Source organism: Candidatus Falkowbacteria bacterium (assembly GCA_016699775.1).
GTDB classification, from domain to species: Bacteria; Patescibacteriota; Patescibacteriia; order Patescibacteriales; family Patescibacteriaceae; genus Patescibacterium; species Patescibacterium danicum.
The window spans coordinates 343,740-362,627 of record CP065010.1; the positions used below are offsets into that span (position 1 = coordinate 343,740).

General features: G+C 36.1%; 15 protein-coding genes. 11 read left to right on the top strand and 4 right to left on the bottom strand.

The annotated features are described in order from the left end of the window. The 8 genes from IPN41_01775 to IPN41_01810 all read left to right on the top strand — a co-directional run bounded on the left by IPN41_01775 (position 1) and on the right by IPN41_01810 (position 8,205). Positions 1–645: a class I SAM-dependent methyltransferase gene (locus IPN41_01775; GenBank protein QQS60681.1), complete on the top strand. Its 645-nt coding sequence runs from the start codon at positions 1–3 to the stop codon at positions 643–645. 575 nt (positions 646–1,220) lie between these two features. Continuing rightward, on the top strand, positions 1,221–4,880 hold the full coding sequence (locus tag IPN41_01780; GenBank protein QQS60682.1) for a hypothetical protein: 3,660 nt from the start codon (positions 1,221–1,223) through the stop codon (positions 4,878–4,880). A 121-nt stretch (positions 4,881–5,001) separates the two neighbouring features. Further along, entirely contained in the window at positions 5,002–5,679 is a 678-nt protein-coding gene (locus tag IPN41_01785; GenBank protein ID QQS60683.1) for a tetratricopeptide repeat protein, read from the top strand. 205 nt (positions 5,680–5,884) lie between these two features. Continuing rightward, positions 5,885–6,205 (top strand): hypothetical protein, encoded by a 321-nt coding sequence (locus IPN41_01790; protein QQS60684.1) that lies wholly within the window; start codon positions 5,885–5,887, stop codon positions 6,203–6,205. 169 nt (positions 6,206–6,374) lie between these two features. Beyond that, positions 6,375–6,635: a hypothetical protein gene (locus tag IPN41_01795; GenBank protein ID QQS60685.1), complete on the top strand. Its 261-nt coding sequence runs from the start codon at positions 6,375–6,377 to the stop codon at positions 6,633–6,635. Between the two features lie 95 nt (positions 6,636–6,730). Beyond that, positions 6,731–6,973: a hypothetical protein gene (locus tag IPN41_01800; GenBank protein ID QQS60686.1), complete on the top strand. Its 243-nt coding sequence runs from the start codon at positions 6,731–6,733 to the stop codon at positions 6,971–6,973. Positions 6,974–7,028: 55 nt separating this feature from the next. Further along, positions 7,029–7,199 (top strand): hypothetical protein, encoded by a 171-nt coding sequence (locus IPN41_01805; protein ID QQS60687.1) that lies wholly within the window; start codon positions 7,029–7,031, stop codon positions 7,197–7,199. A gap of 73 nt (positions 7,200–7,272) precedes the next feature. Further along, positions 7,273–8,205, top strand: coding sequence for a zinc-ribbon domain-containing protein (locus IPN41_01810; protein QQS60688.1), 933 nt, complete (start codon positions 7,273–7,275; stop codon positions 8,203–8,205). 52 nt (positions 8,206–8,257) lie between these two features. Here the strand turns inward: IPN41_01810 and IPN41_01815 are convergent, their stop codons facing one another. Then, positions 8,258–8,980 (bottom strand): class I SAM-dependent methyltransferase, encoded by a 723-nt coding sequence (locus IPN41_01815; protein QQS60689.1) that lies wholly within the window; start codon positions 8,978–8,980, stop codon positions 8,258–8,260. A gap of 249 nt (positions 8,981–9,229) precedes the next feature. Between IPN41_01815 and IPN41_01820 the strand changes: the two genes are divergently transcribed. From IPN41_01820 to IPN41_01830, 3 genes are all read left to right on the top strand, one after another. Further along, on the top strand, positions 9,230–9,724 hold the full coding sequence (locus IPN41_01820) for a hypothetical protein (protein ID QQS60690.1): 495 nt from the start codon (positions 9,230–9,232) through the stop codon (positions 9,722–9,724). Positions 9,725–9,733: 9 nt separating this feature from the next. Next, positions 9,734–13,636 (top strand): lamin tail domain-containing protein, encoded by a 3,903-nt coding sequence (locus IPN41_01825; GenBank protein QQS60691.1) that lies wholly within the window; start codon positions 9,734–9,736, stop codon positions 13,634–13,636. A gap of 180 nt (positions 13,637–13,816) precedes the next feature. After that, positions 13,817–14,089, top strand: a complete 273-nt coding sequence (locus IPN41_01830) for an HU family DNA-binding protein (protein QQS60692.1) — start codon at positions 13,817–13,819, stop codon at positions 14,087–14,089. A 66-nt stretch (positions 14,090–14,155) separates the two neighbouring features. Here the strand turns inward: IPN41_01830 and IPN41_01835 are convergent, their stop codons facing one another. The 3 genes from IPN41_01835 to IPN41_01845 form a co-directional block, all read right to left on the bottom strand. Further along, a complete protein-coding gene (locus IPN41_01835) occupies positions 14,156–16,369 on the bottom strand; it encodes a glycosyltransferase (protein QQS60693.1) in 2,214 nt (737 codons plus the stop codon). Between the two features lie 20 nt (positions 16,370–16,389). Further along, positions 16,390–17,424 (bottom strand): pesticidal protein Cry7Aa, encoded by a 1,035-nt coding sequence (locus IPN41_01840; GenBank protein ID QQS60694.1) that lies wholly within the window; start codon positions 17,422–17,424, stop codon positions 16,390–16,392. Positions 17,425–18,471: 1,047 nt separating this feature from the next. Beyond that, positions 18,472–18,867 (bottom strand): VOC family protein, encoded by a 396-nt coding sequence (locus IPN41_01845; GenBank protein ID QQS60695.1) that lies wholly within the window; start codon positions 18,865–18,867, stop codon positions 18,472–18,474. Positions 18,868–18,888 lie beyond the last annotated feature (21 nt).

The window sequence follows — 18,888 nt, forward strand, 5'->3', positions numbered from 1 at the left end:
ATGTCTTATGTAGAACGTCTCGTAGTAAGTGAAGAGGAGAAACAAACACTTTTATATGATGAACATATAATTCGTTATGAATTAGTAAGGCCATTTGTCAGTAATAAAATTGTTTTGGATATTGCCTCTGGGTCTGGTTATGGGGCTGATATACTTGCTCAAGCCGGAGCTAAAAAGGTGATTGGTATTGATATTGATGAGCAGGCGGTTGCCGAAGCCCAGAAACGCTATGGCTCCAATCAGATTGAATTTAAGGTCGGTAAAACAATAGAAGGCGTTGAGAAGTTAGATATAACTGATAATAGTATTGAAGTTATTGCCTGTTTTGAAACTATCGAACATATTAAGGACTATAAAGGTTTTTTACAAGAATTGGCACGGGTGCTAACGGCTGAAGGTGTCACATTTATTTCCACCCCAAATCGTGACGTCTTTGGCCAGAAGAATCCGTTTCATATAAAAGAATTTACAAAAAAAGAATTTATAGAAGAATTACAAAATCATTTTAGTTTTGTCACTGTTCTTGAACAAAAGAATGGTCTAGCTAGTGTGATTTCTGGGTCAGGTGAGCAAAAGATTTTAGTTCAAGAAAAAAAAACACAAAACATTAAAACAAAAATAATCATTTTGTATTTTGTTATTTAAAAGTTTGGTTTTTTACTATATATATAGTAGTTCATTGCAGTTAGGTAGTGAATTGATATATCTATAGTAACGCTCTTTTCGAAGAGTGGCAGTATAGAGAAAGACTGGATTTGGTCTTTGACTGAATTCAGCAGTATGGCCCGAAAGGTCGAAGTTCGTTTTTATAACGAATTGTTGTACTCAATATTTTACAGTGTAAAATATTGCCTTATAAACCTTATATATTTTTGAAAAGCTCTCATCAAAACTTTGTACAAAGTAGCGATGAGCACATTCAATTACTGAGTGTGGAATACATCAATTTTGCTTTTCTCCGCGTCAACTAAAACATAAGTTTAAAAGTTATAAAGTTTGTCATCCCCGCGAAGGCGGGGATCTGGAGTTATAAAGTATATGTTTTTCTTCATAACTTTATAAACATTATAACCTTCTACTATGTGATGATCGTGGAGTAGTGAATTCCCCCCATAATTTGCTCTCTAGCGTTAATAAAGCTTATGCTTTTGTTGATGCGGGGAAGCGGGATTCCGATTGATGTGCGCGGTTTTCAAGAATTCTAAAGGATTAAATTACGTATGAATAATACATTACGAAAGATTTTTACTTTCGCTCTTGTAGTAGCTACTGTTGTTTCGACCAGTGGTATTTTATCGGTTAATTCCGTTAAAGCTGCTGCTCCTGACATGAGCTTAATCAAGATGAGCGGTTTATCAACCGTTTATTACCTCAAAGGAAGTAAGCGATATGTGTTCCCAAATTCAAAAACTTACATGACTTGGTACCGTGACTTTAGTTCAGTTATGACTATTTCTCAGTCAGAACTTGAAAGCTACCCATTGGGTGGTAACGTTACATACCGACCAGGTGTAAAACTTGTTAAGATTACAACTGATCCAAAGGTATATGCTGTTGACAGCAACCGTACTTTGCGATCAATCGTTAGTGAAGCTAATGCTATCAGCCTTTGGGGTTCAAACTGGGCCTCTATGGTTGAAGACGTTCCAGATGCATTCTTTACCAACTACAATGTCGGCACTCCTTTGACTGCTGGTATGTATGGTACTGGACAGTTAGCTAAATTAGCTAATAGTTCTGAAGTTAACTATTTTGACGGTTCATCATGGCGCAAGTTCTCAGGCGAATCTGCATTTAATGCAAACCGCTTTAGCTTTGCTCACGTTGCAACTGCTCCATCTAGCTGGACTTCATTCTCTCCTGTTGGATCTATGATTTCCGGTGTCGAAGCTTCTTTGATTGACACAGCTTCTGGTGCAGGTGGTGTTGTTAGTACTGGTTCTGGTTTGACTGTTGCTTTGTCAGCAAGCACTCCAGCCTCTACTACTTACATCCGTGACACTGGCGCTGCTCACTCTCAAGCTTTAGCTCCATTCACTGCTTTAAATTTCACTGCTGCTAACGATGGCGATGTCATTGTTAATACAGTTAAATTAACTCGCAGTGGTATCTCTACAGATACTGATCTAGGTACTGTATATTTGTTTGACGGTAATACGATGATTGCAGAACATACTTCAATCTCAAATAAAGTTATTACTTTCAACAATAGTAATGGTTTGTTTACTGTTACTAAGGGTGCTACTCGTAACTTAATGGTCAAAGCTGATATTTCAAATGCAAACGCTAATGTCCCAGGAATTATCCTAGGTGTTAATGCTGCTTCTGATATCGTAGCCTCAGGTGCAACTGTAACTGGTTCATTCCCAATGAATGGTAATCAGATGGCAGTTAACACTGTTGCTGACCTTGGTTATGCAAACATTACTTCTTTCACAACCTACCCTGCAACTATTGATCCAGGTTTGTTAAACCAGGAACTATGGCGCTTTGGTATCACTGCCAACGATCAGGATATGGCTGTTGAACAGATTAAGTTAACAGGTGTTGGAACTGTTTCAACAACTGACTTAGCTAACTTCAAATTGGAAGTTGGTGGCGTTCAAGTAAGCACAACAGCTGCTACTATGAATGCTTCAAAGGAAATTGTATTTGCCTTTGCTACTCCATGGGTTATTACTAGTGGTCAAACCAAAACTGTTGTCCTAAAGGGTGACGTTTTGAACGGAACAGGCCGAACTTTCAAGTTCACTATTCGAAAGTCTGCTGACGTTATGGTCAAAGATAATAGCTATGGTGTATATGTTGCTCCAATGAAGAGTGGCTCAGCCTTCTCATTAGTTGAACCAACAACCGGTTCTGGTACTTCTATTAATAACGGTACTATAACTGTGTCTGTTTCTTCAGATTCTCCAACAGGAAATGTTCCATCTGCTGGAACAAACATTCCTTTGGCTCGTTTTGACTACAAAGCTAATGGTGAAGATGTAAAAGTCACAACCGTTAGAGTTTCAGTTAATGAAGAATCAAGCGACTTAAACATTAAGAATGGTAAATTGTATTTCAATGGTTCACAGGTTGGATCAACTGACACAGTTGTTACTGATGCAACTGAAAATGCCTTCACAATGACTCAGGTCATTACTGCTGGCACAACTGGTGTCTTTGAATATCGTGCTGATATCGTAAATAATGCTGATAATACAGGTTTGGCTTCTGGTCAAACTTTAGTAGTCAGCTTGATTGCAGGATCAACTGATGCAACTGGACAGTCTTCACTTTCCAGTATCGCAACTTCTGCAGCTACTGCAAGAACTATGACTGTTAGAACTGGCTTATTGACTGTTGCCAAGAATCTTTCTTTGGGTAACTTCACAGTAGCCCAGCCAACTGGCGTTGTAGGTGCTACAAATACAAAGGTTGCTTCCATGATCATTACCGCCGGCTCTGCCGAAGGTGCAACAGTCACTCAGATTGTTGTTGGTGATGATGGTGATCAAACTGATTCTGAATTTGGTGCCAACTTCCAGAACCTGACTTTGAAGAGTGCTGCTGGTGTAGCTTTGGCTACTACTCAAGGTACTTTGTCAACAGCAACAGGTGCTGACTTTACATTCAGTCTAAGCCCAGCTATTACTGTTGCTGCAGGTGCACAATATGTAGTTGATGTCTATGCGGATATCTTAACTGGTGCCACTGGATTTACAACTACTGGTGAACCAGGTCTAGAATTCGTTAACTTAAGCGCAACAAGCTTGGTAACAAGCACAGACGCTTACCCAACTGCTACCATTGCTAATTTGCAAGAAAACGTAATTGTAGCTGGTGGTTCGTTGACTATAACTACTGATTCCAATACTCCTATTGCTACTCAGATGGTTATGGGTTCAACAGATCAGGAATTTGCTCGTTATAAGTTTGCTGCTGGAACTTCTGAAGACGTTAATGTTAACAGAATTGAAATTTCAGACAGCTCAACTAACAGCGAGAACTTGAATAACATTTATCTTTGGGATGTTACTTCAGGAACTCCTGTCCCAGTAGGTGGAACTATTGCTGCTTTTGACGCAAGTCATAATGCTACCTTTAACTTAGCTACTCCTTGGGTAATTGCTAAGGGTACAAATAGAACATTGGTGGTTGGAGCTTCTGTTAATCCTTTCCCAAATGCAACTTCTAATGATTCTGTTACTTTAGCAATCAGTTCAAACGCTGACGTTGACAGTATTGGCGCTGCTTCTGGTACCGCTATTACTGAAACCGTTACATCTGCTACTGGTACAGCTCAAACTGTAGTTAAGACTAAGCTTTCAGTTACAAAGGCTAGTGATACTCCTTCTGGAGCTTCAACTGGATCTTTGGCTCAAACTGTTGCTAAGTTCAATGTTACAAACTCAGCTAACGTCGGTACATATGACGCTACATTAAAGTCTTTGACTGTTAATATGGCTTCAACTATTGCTAACACTGCTGACAGTCTTAAGTACGTAACATTCTACAAAGACTCAGTTTCTGGTACTGCACCTAATCAAGGTAACTCTGGTGTAGGTTCTGGTAATGCATTAGCTTCAATTGGTGTTGAAGATGTTGACAACGCAACTAACCCTTGTACAACAGCTGCCCAATTGACTTGTGTAACTGCTAGTCCTGTAACTAAGTTCACCAACACAGCAATTCTTGACGCCGCATTTACGGACGTTACAATTGCTTCTGGTGCTACCAAGACAATTATCGTTGTAGCTGATACTGATGACGCTGCAACTGGTAAGAACTTCTCTGCTGGTATTGCTTCTGACGGTATTATCTGGAGTGACGGTGTTACTTCAGCTCTTACTTCTGTTAATAGCTTACCAATCATTGGAAGTACTTTGACTTACTAATCATTTAGTAGCTCAAATCTAAAAGAAGCAATTCTTTTATACCCCTTCTGTCATTTGACAGGAGGGGTATTTTCTTTGCTTTTTTGCTTGATATTTTTGGTAAAAATGCTATACTTTTTGTATGAATATACAAAAAAATAAATCAATTTTTGTTATAATAATTTGTCTATTAGTATTAATTGGGGCAGGATATATTACCTATTCAAAGGGGTATTTTAACTATTGGCAAAAAGAGACAGGTAATGTAACAAATCAAGATCAAAAAAATCCTGATGAAGAAATAAAGTTTACTGATGAAGAAGTTAAACAGTATGAACAGTATCTAAAAGATGCCTCGCCATTAATATTAGCTGGCGATAATGGGAATAAAGAGTCATATTTAAAGGCTATTGAGTTATATGAAAAAGCGGCCGCTATTGGCAATAATAATGTTTGGATACCATTTTTAAATATTGGTAATATTTATAAAAAAATGGGGGAGTATGATAAAGCTGAAGAAGCATATAATAAAGCTTTAGAAATTTCAAAGTATGGAAGTGAAACAGTCTATTTGCAAAAGATTGATTTATATCAATATTATTTGAAAAAATCTAATGAGGATGTAATTAAGATTTATGAAGAGGCCTTATCAACATTAGTTGAAAATGGAAATATAGTTGTAAGGTATTCTGGTTTTTTGCGTGATATTGGAGAAAATGAAAAGGCTTTAGAATATTATAAAATTCTTCTTGATCGATTCCCGGAAAATGAGTTATATAAAGAAGAAATAGCAAAGCTTGAAGCAAAGATACAGAAATAGTTTTAATCAATTGTTTTAAAATATTCAACCCTCTCCTCACGGAGGGGGTTGTTTTTTGTTATGCATAATTTTCCTTGTAAAATTTGTTCTACTTAATAAATGGCTAAGATAAAAGTTTATTTTTTTATTTTTTCTATTATTTGCCACCACTTTTTCTTTTTGTTAGACTGGGAATATTCCCTCCATAATTTTTAAATTTTGGAGTATGAAATTTATCACTGAAGAAGAATTTATGGAATATATGGATGTACTATTAGAATCTTTTTCTAGATTAGAACAAAAGATAGATGATAGATTTGATAGGATTGATGAAAAATTTGCTTCTATTGATCAGAAGTTTGCAGTGATTGACAGAAATTTTGAAAAAGTCTTCCAAGAACTGAATTATCACAGCTCTCGGCTTAAGTATATAGAAGAGAATATGGTACATAAGTACCAATTCAACAGCCTGGTCGGTATTCTTGAGCGTAAGAAAGTTATCACCAACTTTGATGCTAGTCATGTTTTGTATAGGCCTAGTGAGTGAAGTAAAGGTCATTGCGTTAATTACAACCAGATCCCCGTTTGCACGGGGATGACAGAGGAAAGACCGGGATGACAGTGGAGAGTCAAAATGACATGCTAAAAAACTAATTTTACCCCTCCTTAACTATTAATTTTTAAGGAGTATAAAATTTATTACTGAAGAAGAATTTATGCAATACATGGACATATTAAAAGAAACATTTTCTAGAATAGAAAAAAGGATGGACGAAAGATTTGATAGGGTTGAAGAGCAGTTTGCTGAATTAAGAGATGAAATCAAGTATTTAAACACAAGAGTTGGTAGAATTGAGAAATATATGGTTCACAAGTCTCAGTTCAATAGCCTGCTGATTATTTTAGAGAAAAAAGAAGTAATCTCATCTTTTGATAAAAGTCATGTTCTGTTTAAGAATACTGATAGATTAGATTAATTTTTAGTTACAGTTTTTGCGTGCAAATAACCCTCCTTAACTATTAATTTTTAAGGAGTATGAAATATATTACTGAAAAAGAATTTATGCAATATATGGACATATTAAAAGAAACATTTTCTAGATTAGAACAAAGGATGGACGAAAGATTTGATAAAGTCGATGAAAGACTTGATAAGGTAGACGAACGCCTTAATTATCATCAAACCTGGCTTGAACGGATAGAAGGTAATATGGCGACTAAGGGTCAGTTAAACAGCCTCGCTATTATTTTAAAAGATAAAGAAGTGATTAATTCTTATGAGGTTGCTCATATTAAACAAACTGATTCAGTGTAGTATTATATACTTGTAGTACAGCAAATATCCCTCCTTTTATTATTAAAAAAGGGATATGATATCAGAAAAAGAGTATTTAGAGTTATTGATAATTATTACTGAGTCTTTTGATCACCTGGAGAGACGGATTGATGATCATTTCGCGTCATTGGAAACACGGATGCGATGTAATGAAATATGGATGAAACGCATTGCCGAGATTATAGCTGAAAAAGACACACAATAATATTCTTGGGATTATTGGTTGAGTACAGATTTTGGCAACATTTTAATTTTGTGGTATACTATAGAAAAGTATTATGCGATGTCCGAACTGCCAAAAAACAATCCTAGATAATATTAAGAAGTGTCCATATTGTGGACATGACACAACCAAGAAAACAAATATTACTGATATGTTTGAAAATCCAGTAAACCCCATGGGGAATGTTCCAAGTAAGGGAGCCGTTCCATTAGCTGAACACCATGAAGCCGTTCAGACGGAAATTAAAAAACGTCATTGGCAGAGATGGTTTTTGTATGGATTAATTATTGTAATCTTTGTTGGCTTGATTGGGCTTATTGTAAAGATGAATAATGACACTATCACATTATTGGCCTCTAGGGACACTTTTTCTAAAGATTTAGAGAAATCAAAGGCGGAGATTGAGGAAAAGAATAGGTTGGTTATGCAGGCCGAAGAAGCGTTAAAGAAGACTCAGGATGAATTAAATGTTAAAGCTGATCAATATAAAAAAGATATTGAAGTTCAGGCCGGGGCTGTTAAAGATTTGGAGCAATGCAAAATTGAATTAACAGCATCAGACGCAAATATTTATAATCTAATCTTAACCTTAGGGACTGGAATTTCTAAAAAAGATTTAGCCAGAATCCCTATCGCTGAAGCTAATATCAGTACTGGTCTTGATACAGATCAAGATGGCTTATCTGATGATGTTGAGATCGCCGTTGGAACTGATAAAGAGAAAGCTGATACCGATGGAGATACATATACTGACCGAGATGAATTATTACGTAGTTTTGATCCATTAAAAGCTAATGCTTCAATGCCGATTGATATTAATTATAGTAATCAACAGAAAGGAAGAATAATCATTGCCGTAGAAGGAAACAAAGAAGCGTGGTATGTTAACCCTGGTGATGGTAAACGTTACTTCCTGGGACATCCTGGAGATGCCTATAAAGCAATGCGCAGTGTTGAGTATTGGACTAAGAGTTATAGTAAACAATAATTTAGGATAATAAAATAACACCCCGGCTCTGAGTCGGGGTGTTTTGTTATGGTTATTTTTTCACCATTAAGCAAAAATGCTGGAATGGGAAAAAGTATGAACCATTTTTTGTATATTCATTTAAAATTTCTTTCAGTTCTTCTGAATGTGAAAGAAATAAATTTTTTCGTTCAAGATTACCGTCACTCGCGACGAATGATAACGCTTCAATCATATCGTCTAATGTATCAGTTGTTACTTCAGTGACAACTTTATTTATTTGGAGATTGCCGAAACTTTTTAAGGTTTCCTCAATAATTGTATAGCAATCTTGGTATTTTTTCAGAGGATTTTCTCCAATCTTTGATAGAAGCGAGGTCCAGTCATCATCCTTTGCTCTAAATGTAATAATCAATAATATCGCGGAAGTCTTTAAAAGTTCCCAGCCTTTATTAATGAAATCAATTATGAGATTAGGTTTGTACGTGAGCGAATGTGACATAAGAACCATGTCAAATGACTCATCGATATCCAACGGGAAATCTCCATGCACTATCCTAAGATTAGCTGCTCTGAGTTTATTTACATACAGTGAATTTGATTCAACTCCCACGTAGTTGTCTACTTCTAAAGACAGAGGAATACTTAATCTTCCATCTCCAGGACCAACATCAAGTAAGGAAGAAATGTTGTGATCACAAATTTTTTCTTTTATAGCTTTGAGTAAGAGTAATTTTTCACTCGTATGACTCAGAAATTTTTCAAAATCTTTTTCGTATTGCTGATTTTTTTTCATAGAACATTTTATTTTTTTATTTTGTATTCTGAAAACTTTAACAGTATTTGCTATGAAAGTCAACTTGAATATTTTTTTACTTTTTCTTGAACTTTTCTTGAATGTAATTTTGGTAATGTATATGAGTCAAGATGTGAATACATTTTGACCTATGATCAGACAATCTCAAGTTACTTTGTGATGGTTCATTTGGAGGGGTGGACTATTGTAAAGCACTGAGATTGTCCGATTATAGATTAAAAAAAATGTATGATTTTTCAAAAAAAGTATGTCTACTCCTTCCTGATTATTATTTTTCTTGGTGCATGCCTGACTATTGGTCTGAAATTTTGGAGATATGGGGTATACCTACCTTTTATTTGGGAAAAAATATATGCAGAACCAAGCACTACTCCATTGGAAACCTTTGAAAAGTTTCAGCGGGCTCTGTCAGAAAATAATGATAATTATCTTTCATATATAACTAAAGACAAGAGAGATGGATATAAAAAAATGTTTTCTGATACTGAAATTAAAGACCGGTATCTTGAGCCACTCACTAATGTTCGTGAGGAATATATTATTGATTGTGAGAATAGTTTAACCTGCGAACGGATCGCAGTATATTCCTATGACTATGTAAGTAATGAGCCATATTGGGAGGAAGTTTCGGGAGAACGTTTTTTAGTCCCTTCCGGTACGCAAAAGTTGGAAATACGTTTTGTTGAAGTGAAGAAAGGGTATTGGCAAATTAATGAATTTTAAATAAAAACTATGAAAAAACAAAGGAGGGTCTGGTTTTTATTGCTTCTGTTCTTTTTATTCCCTCTAAATCAAATACAAGCTTTTGATACCTATGTTATTCATCCAAAATTAGCCGGGGTTATTGCTTCATTATTTAATGAACAATATCCTGAGTATGCATTAAAAGAAAATGAAATAGACTGGCTGGCCCAAGGTACAATTGAGGAAGATGAACCAATAACCAGAGCTTTCAATCATTTTTATAATCCCTTAAATAGACAAGGTTTAAAAATTGCTGGAATACAAATGGGTTTACCGTCGCCGGAGTGGACATTTAACACAGCCAAGCAAAGATCAACCGAAGGAGGGGATTGTTCTTGGCAAACAGCCATCAATGCTTATAAAAATAATGATATCGCCAAGGGCATACGATGTTTAGGCCACACCCTTCATTTATTAGAAGATGTTGGTGTGCCGGCGCATACTAGAAATGATCAACATGCCTTTGGAGACCCCTTTGAAGAATGGGGGAAATATAGCAATCCAGCAGTTATTACCGAGTCTAATGGTTTTGTCTCAAACTGTAAGAAGGCAGATGATTGTATTATTGAGCTGGCGACGTGGGTAAATAGTAATTTTCTCAGTAAGGACACAATCAATAGTAAAAATTTCCCTTCTCCAATGAATAGGGCTATTCGTGAAGACTTATATTTAATGGATAGTTCACGTAAATTAGCAGCCTATAATCCAAAGAACAAATCATATTATCTTTCCCAGGAAATTCAATATGAGTATTGGCAAGAAATTTCACCAAAAATTATTGCCTATGGTTTACGTTTACTGGAAATTTTTTATAGAGAAGTTGGTGTGCTTAAACAAAATACAGTCATTGAAAAAAATAATCCTTTACCAATACCATCAAGCGAGGTCATCCCTCAAGTAAATCAATCAGGAGTTCCCTTGCAGGTAACAACTTCATCAAATGCAAAGGCAAATACTCCACGAACACCATCAGTTCCTGTGATTCCTAAAGTTTCTGTTGAAAGTCCAAAAAAACAAATTGTACCAATTCCTGTGCCAGTTATTCCTAGCCAAACACCTAGTTTACCAAATCAACCACCAGTTCAAAATTCTTCAAAAGTCCCGGATACGTATATTTTAACTCGTCCAGCCTCAAGCACTAATCAGACTACAGCTACTTTTATTTTTTCTTCTGATATTCCGGAAGCTAGTTTTGAATGTAGTGGTAATGGCCGAAATTGGCAAAGTTGTTCATCAAATCACCAGATAACAAATTTATCTGAAGGCAAACATGATATTTATGTTCGTGCCATAACCCAGATTGGCTCTGATCAAACGCCAATTCATTATAGCTGGACAGTTGATACAACTCCGCCTATAACAGCTCTTATCTCAGATGTTGGATATAATAAGCGATCAGCTACGTTTCGTTTTTACTCCGAAATTGGTGCCCATTTTGAGTGTAAGCTTGATGATTCTGCCTGGGCAGAGTGTCTATCACCGAAACAATATACAGATTTGTCTGCTGGGAATCATTTTTTTCAAGTAAGGGCAAGTGATAAAGTTGGTAACAAAGAAGTAATTGCTTCAGGCCATACCTGGCAAATTGTTATTGATAAGCCAGATGCACCAATTATTGTTTTTCCATCATCATCACCTTTCTATACAAATAGTTCTATTATAGAAATTAAAGCCACGACTGAAGAAAATACAAAACTATTAATTAATGGTAGTGAAGAAAATATTGAGAAACAGGACAATGTCTGGGTGAGTGAACAGTCATTATCTAATAATGACAACGTTTTTACATTAACTAGTCAAAATATATATGAAGAGATCAGTGATGCTAATACTATTACCGTAATTAAAGATGCAATAACACCCTCAGCGATTATTGAAAATTTGTCTGAGAGTTATGATCAATTACAATTTACTGTGCAATGGCGTGGCTTTGATTCTAATAGTGATAATCTACGGTTTGATGTCCAGTCTCGGTTGGCTGAGGCTGATTGGCAAGTCTGGCAAGACATGACAACTGAATTGCAAGCTGAATTCATAACACCATATCTTGGTCCACCAATATCTTTTAGAGTTAGAGCTCGTGATCAAGCTGGTAATATTAGTGACTGGTCAGAAATAGCTACAACAAGTTATTCTTTTAATCCAATTAGCCATGTCGTTATTAGCCAAGTTATAACTAATGGTCCACAAGGTAGTTTAGATGAATTTATTGAGTTATATAATCCAAGTTCGGCGCATGTTAATCTGCAAGGCTATATCTTACAAAAAAAATCTCAGATTGGAATTTCTTGGCTTGATAGTACGGCCACACATTCTTTTGATGGTATAACTATTCCACCTTATGGGTATATCTTAGTTTCTGGGAGAGACTATAGTTACCAAACAATTTCTGACCTACGCATAACTAATGAGCTAGCGTTTGATGAAAATGGACATATTAGAATTATTAATTCAGCTGGTGAAGAGATTGATCGTTTGGGCTATGGCTCAGCAACTAACCCAGAAGGCTTAGCAGCCCCGTCCCCAAATCAATCAATTTCCTTACAACGAAAAGCATATTATTCATCAACAGCCCATAGTCTTCAGACTAACCCGCTTGAAGGTAATGGATATGATTCTGATTATAATTTATTTGATTTTGTTCTGCAGAATATTGTGATCCCAAGAGCTTCACATAATCAAGCGCTGGTGTCAGGAAATGTGGAAGCAGGGTTACTATATCTTTGGCATTTTGATGAGTGCAATGGGGCAACCTATGATAGTCTTAATCTCTCAACCACATATCAAACCTCTTCTTGGTCAGTGGGAAAGTATGGTTGTGGGATGTACCAAAGTTGGCAGACGGATCAAGAAATTAATTGGAATCTACCAACTTCAATTACTTCAGGCGAGCTAACACTATCATTTTATAGAAAAGAAATATTTAATGCCTCTGCTAGCACTATGTGGTTCTTAAATAGCCAGCGAACAGCTGGTATTGGCACAAAACTTTCTCCTCATGGCATTAATCCATTATTTAACAACCAAGAAATTCTTTCCGGAATTTCACCACTACCTGTAGGCACCTGGCATCATTATTCAATTGTTTATAGTAATAATTACTTAGCAATTTATATTGACGGTATCTTAAAGAAGAAAATCCTTGGAGATTATAGTTTAAATCAAATTTTAACCAATGTCGCTATTGATGAAGATAATCAACCCTATAAGTTTGATGAAATTGCAGTTTGGAATCGGGCATTGAGTAGTGAAGAGATTATTGCTTCTTTGGGTAGGCAACTTTCACCTCATATGCTTAGGCCAGCGCAAACATCAGCTCAAACTGTTCACTATTGGAATTTTGATAATCAGGGGAATGCTATTGATTTGATTGGAGGAAGAGAAATAGTTAATCCCGAAATAATTCCTGGTCGCTTGGGAAATGGTTTGCATATCACCTGGCAACGACAACTGGCGAATACTTCCATTTCTACAATTACAAACAAAGATGTTTCTCTCTCATACTGGCGTAAACGTGGTTTAACGGGAAATGGCGGGGGAGCTGTAGCAATTTCTAACCAACAAACTGGACGTCATTTTGGAATGGGAGGCGGCTATGGGGAATCATACTATTATTTTAATGAGAGTGTTGATGGTTTAGGGTGCTATATTCCGGCTGATAATAATTGGCATCATATTGCTCTGGTCTATGATTCATATTTGTATCAATTACGGTATTATATTGATGGGATATTACAAATAACACGTGAACAAGTTTGGCTTTGGGATAGCTTTAATTCTCTTGTAATCGGTGAACAACAGTATTCTTATATACTTGATGATCTAAAAATATGGGAAGGAGCTCTTACTAATCAACAAGTAGCTGAAGAAGCTAGTCTAGGTGAACTATAGTAAAAAATAGCTAATATTAAATAAAATATTACTATCTAAACTTGAAAAATAATTTGTAGCAAACCTTTGTTTTCTAGCTCTTGAGAAAAGCCTTGTATTTATTGTAGTTTTTTTAAAGATAGGGTATAATTATTAATAGATAAAGGCTTTTTGCCTCTTAATAATTTAACTTAGTCTCATATGACAAAGTCACAGTTCATGGAAGCCTTGTCTTCCAAATCAGGTATGGCGAAGAAAGATGTCGTCAACCTAATGACCGTTTTAGCCGATATGGCTTATAGCGAAGTTAAGCGTAATGGCGAATTTGTTTTGCCTGGTTTCGGAAAGTTAGTAAAAATGAAGCGGGCAGCTCGTCAAGGACGTAACCCAGCTACTGGTGCAACAATCCAGATCCCAGCTAAGACAGTTGTTAAGTTCCGTCTTTCAAAAGCAGCTAAGGATGCAGTTCTCTAAACAAATAGTTTAAAAAATCGCCAGGTCATCTGACTGGGCGATTTTTGTTTTACGAGATAATGTAAATTATAAAATTAACCTGCTTAATAAATATGAAAGGGTTGATTCAGCTCCTTGGTTTAGATTGATTTCATTTTCTCGTAAACCATCATAGCATCCACCTGAGCTTTGATCATACATAATTCGACCCAAAACATTTCCACCCAGGAACCAATCAAAGGTTTTATAAGCACATTTTTGATAATATCTATCTTGGCTAATTTCATACATGCTTTTTAAAGCCGTAATTGTCGTGGCCACATCTTCGGGCTGTTGATCAAATTTATGACGATGACCTCCACGTTTAAACCATCCATCTTGACCGATTGGAATATAGATTCCATCTTCAAATGTATGGGAGATTAAAAAGTCCAAAGTTTTTTTGCCAATTGTATAATATTCTTGGTTTCCAGTAATTTTTGAACTGATTATCAAAGCTTCGGGAATAGCTCCGTTTGAATAGGATAAAATTTGCTCAAACCATTCCCAGTCTTTTGCATTATTAGCTCGGTAATGGCTAACCAAGAGATCGCATCCGGCAATAAGGTTATCTAAATATTTAGGATTTGCTTCTTCTTTAAGAAAAATGGCTAAACTTTTAATATATGAGGCAATGGCTCGGGGTGATGTAAATTTTTTTGCATTTTCAATACTTTTTTCATACATTTGACGAGCTTTATTTTTTATTTCTTTGGGTAAAAAATGAGCTGTGGCTGTTATTGATAACGCGTAAAGAGCTCGACCATTGGCATCTTCTAGATTTTCATGATTATTTTGGATACTACTATGAATACGTTCAGCTGTAACATAGTTTTCAAAGACCCCGTTTTCGTGATGAACAAAGGCTAAAAAATGTAAATAGATTTCAATTAGACGTAAAATTGTCTTTGATTTTTTATGTTGATAGTAGAGAACCGTGAATTGTAAGGCTCTAGCGTTGTCATCTAAGGTATAGCCTGAAGTAAGATCAGGCTCAGTTAATAATGCAAATTGAATAATTCCAAAATCAGTAGTTAATTTTTTTAAATGCCGTAAACTTATTTTTGGAGCTCTTTTTTCACTTTCTTTTAATTCTGGTACATTGCGGACAAAAGTTCTCATATAAGCAATACAAACATTGGCCCACGTCATATTACGGGTTTTGAAATAGGCTAATTTTCCTAAGGAATTTTGACGTTCAGGACTACTAAGTAAGTTGATAAGGGCTTGGCTTATCTGTTTAGAATTTCTAAAATCTACCAGAATCCCAGACTCAGAAGTTACATCTTCTTTGGCTTGAGCAAAAGCAGTAGAAATAACCGGTCGACCAGCGCCCATTGCATAGGATAATGTTCCAGAAACGGCTTGATTGGGGTCAAGCGGTGTGGCCAGATAAATATCTGTAGCACTTAAATAGGTTAAGAGTTGGCTGGTTTTAATATATGAATTAATAAAACGTATGTTCTCGTTTAGACCTAGTTCTGCAATACGTTGTTGTAGAGAATCTCGGTACGCTTCGCCCTCTTCTTGAATAATTACCGGGTGAGTAGCTCCAATAATAAGATAGAGAATATGTGGATACTGTTTAATAACTTCGGGTAACGCTTCAATAACATATTCAATACCTTTGCCTCGACTTAATAAACCAAATGTTGAAATTATTGTTTTGTCAGTCGGTAGTCCAAGAATTTTTTTTGATTGAATGCTTGGGGCAAAAAGAGTTGGATGAATTCCATGTGGGATAACAGTAATTTGCTCGGAAGGGATGGCATAGATTGACTCCAGAATTTTCTTTGAAGTATGAGTCATGGTGGTGATTTGCTGTGCTCGTTTGGCCAAGGCTTGAACAACTTGTTTCATTTCCGGTGGGGGATCAGGGAGAACGGTATGAAAAGTTATGATCAAGGGTTTTTCTAAGGCTGAAGTAAAATGAAGTAAGTAATCACCATAATTCCCACCATAAATTCCAAATTCGTGTTGAATGGACACGACTTTAATTTGTGGTGCAGTGTTAATTTTTTCAGCTATTTTTACATAGTCTTCAAGGTAATTTTTTCTAAGATAGGCAACGACATTACTTGGATATTGATCTATAATTGCCGGGTCGCTATTAATAGCAATAATTTTTGATTCAATGGCCGGAGCATATAATTGATTAAAAGCGGTTGATAAATCACTGGTAAACGTCGCAATACCACATTTCTGAGGTGGAAACGTTGAAAGAGACACAATCCAAGATTTATGTGGTTGTTTAGTAAACATATATTCAGCGCAATAGAATGTTAAAGAGTTGGTGGGTATTTTTTAAGTTCAGTAAGTAAATTGGAAAGGGAAGTAGATTTTAGGCCAATACGGGTATCAGCCGCTCCATAGTAAATATCTAATGTATCGTCATGAATGATGGCGCTGGTTGGAAAGACAACATTATTAACATTGCCTTCTTTTTCCCATGTTTCTTCTGGAGAAAAAAGTGGGTAAGGTAGACGGCCAATAATTTTTTTGGGATTTTCTAAATCAAGGAGAGCAGCTCCGGCAGAGTAACGAACAATATGATCATTTTCTTCCACGGCATGATAAATGAGAAGCCAGCCGTCAGGAGTCTCAAGTGGGGGGCAACCACCACCAATATACCTATTTTCAAAAGGAAACTCTGGTTTAAGCAAACTTGTGTTATTAAAATGTTCAAAATAGTGGTGCCAGAAAGCTGGACTTAAATCGGAAAAATCTTTAAAGGTAACAACTTGAATGCTTGGCATTATTCGATGTGCCATCCAAAAAAGTCCATTAATTTTTTTAGGGAAAATAAATATATCTTTATCCCAGACACGAACATCTAGTCCGTTATATATCATTACTTGGCGAGCATATTCAAAATAAAGACGTGGAGTATGAGCATTTTCCTCTATCAAGGCTAATGCTTCACGATAGGGAATTTGTGGGGAAATAATACCTTGCTTTGTAAAATGTACTAAGTCTGGGCTTGTGGCATAGGCTCCAAGTGCATTTTTTCCATCAAAGGCAGTATAAAATAAATAATAAGTTCCTTCTAAGAAAATAATTCGTGGATCTTCCATTCCGTGCTTTTCATATTCAAATTCCGGAACTAAGACAGGATGATCAAGTCGTTTGATTACTGTATGATCTTTTATTTGACAATATCCAATACAAGAAAAAGTTCCTTCTTGAACTGCTCGGTAGAACATATGAACTATGCCATCAATTTCTATGCAACCAGGATTAAAGACACCTTGATTTTCAAATGGTAGTTCTGTTGATTCAAGAATAATTCCTTGATTATTAATCCGTATTTGTGACATAGATCTGACTGCAAAAGTTCAAAATATCGCACCTCTTCTTAATGCTAGTTTAGCATTTTAAGACTAAAGATGATACTTGCCAAATCATTAAAAATAAGCTATAATTAAAGCTAATTAGCGTATATAAAAAATATTTTTATATGATAGATCCCCAAGCTTTAGATCAACTAATAACACAATTAATACATAAAAAAATCAGGAAATTAATGATGAAAATCGTGTTTCTTTTACTGAAGAAATAGTTGATCGTATAAATGATAGTATTTTGCGCAATATCCCCGATGAGAAGTTACCGGAATTTGAACAAATTCTTGAAGAAGGGGATGAGGAAAAAGTAAAAATTTTTATTCGTCAACAGATTCCAAATTTGGAATATGTTGTAACACATGCCCTAAGTTAATTTACTTTACTATCGTAAAAATTTTGAGAAAAAAAATCCCCCCGGTCATTCGACTGGGGGGATTTTTAAGGAACCTGTACAACATCACGAGATCGTGAGTGCAGGATGAATGCCCACTTACCACTCCCGAGTGAGCGAGGGAGGGGTACGCTATAGGCATGAGAATTCGAAGCCTTAACCATTCGTCATATCAGCACCAGTATCATATGTGGGGAACTAAGTACCGACGCAAGTTTCCCAAAAGCAGTTAAACCAGAGCTCGAGACTATCTTCATCATGCCAGAAAAACCCAGAGCTCCATATGATAGCTATAACACTGATCATGACCATCTATGCAAATTGAAACCCCAGATATAACAGTGTCTACCGTCGTGCAACAACTCAAGTCACTTGCGAGTGCTCATCTCAAGAAGAAATATAAATTTATCAAAACATGTATTTAGACGGCAGTCTGAGCGTTGGGTATTTCTCATCCACCATTGGCCTGAATGAACAACAGATTAGGAAATATATTGAGTACCAGGGAAAAGAGGATCTTCCCAAGCCAGCAGGCTTTGAATTCTCATGAACCCCAAAGGAAACCCCGTATGAAAAAAGTCATCCCGAAGGGTGACTTTTTGAGTGCGGGGAGGAGGTCATTATAGGACTTATTTTTTTATGTCTTGCCAGACGCCAATTGTATTACCTTCTGTATCTTTGATATAGGCATACCAGCCCATTCCACCAACGACCTTTTTTTCCATGACAACTGATCCACCTGAAGCTTTGATTTTTTCAATAATAGTATCAAGGTCATCCACAACTACTGCAATAGTTGGGGTAGTAATAGGAAAATCTTGACCACGTTGAAACATTCCACCATTGATAAAACCTGTTTCTAGCATTTTGTTTTGTTCATCCATGGGGCCAGTATAAAGTCCAATATAGGGAGCGCCATCTGGCATTGGCCAATCCATTGTTTTCCAGCCAAAAATATTTTCATAAAAAGCTCGAGCGCGGCCAGTATCATCAACCGGAATTTCAAAATGTTGTACTTTATTCATAGATATATGTTTATTAATAAA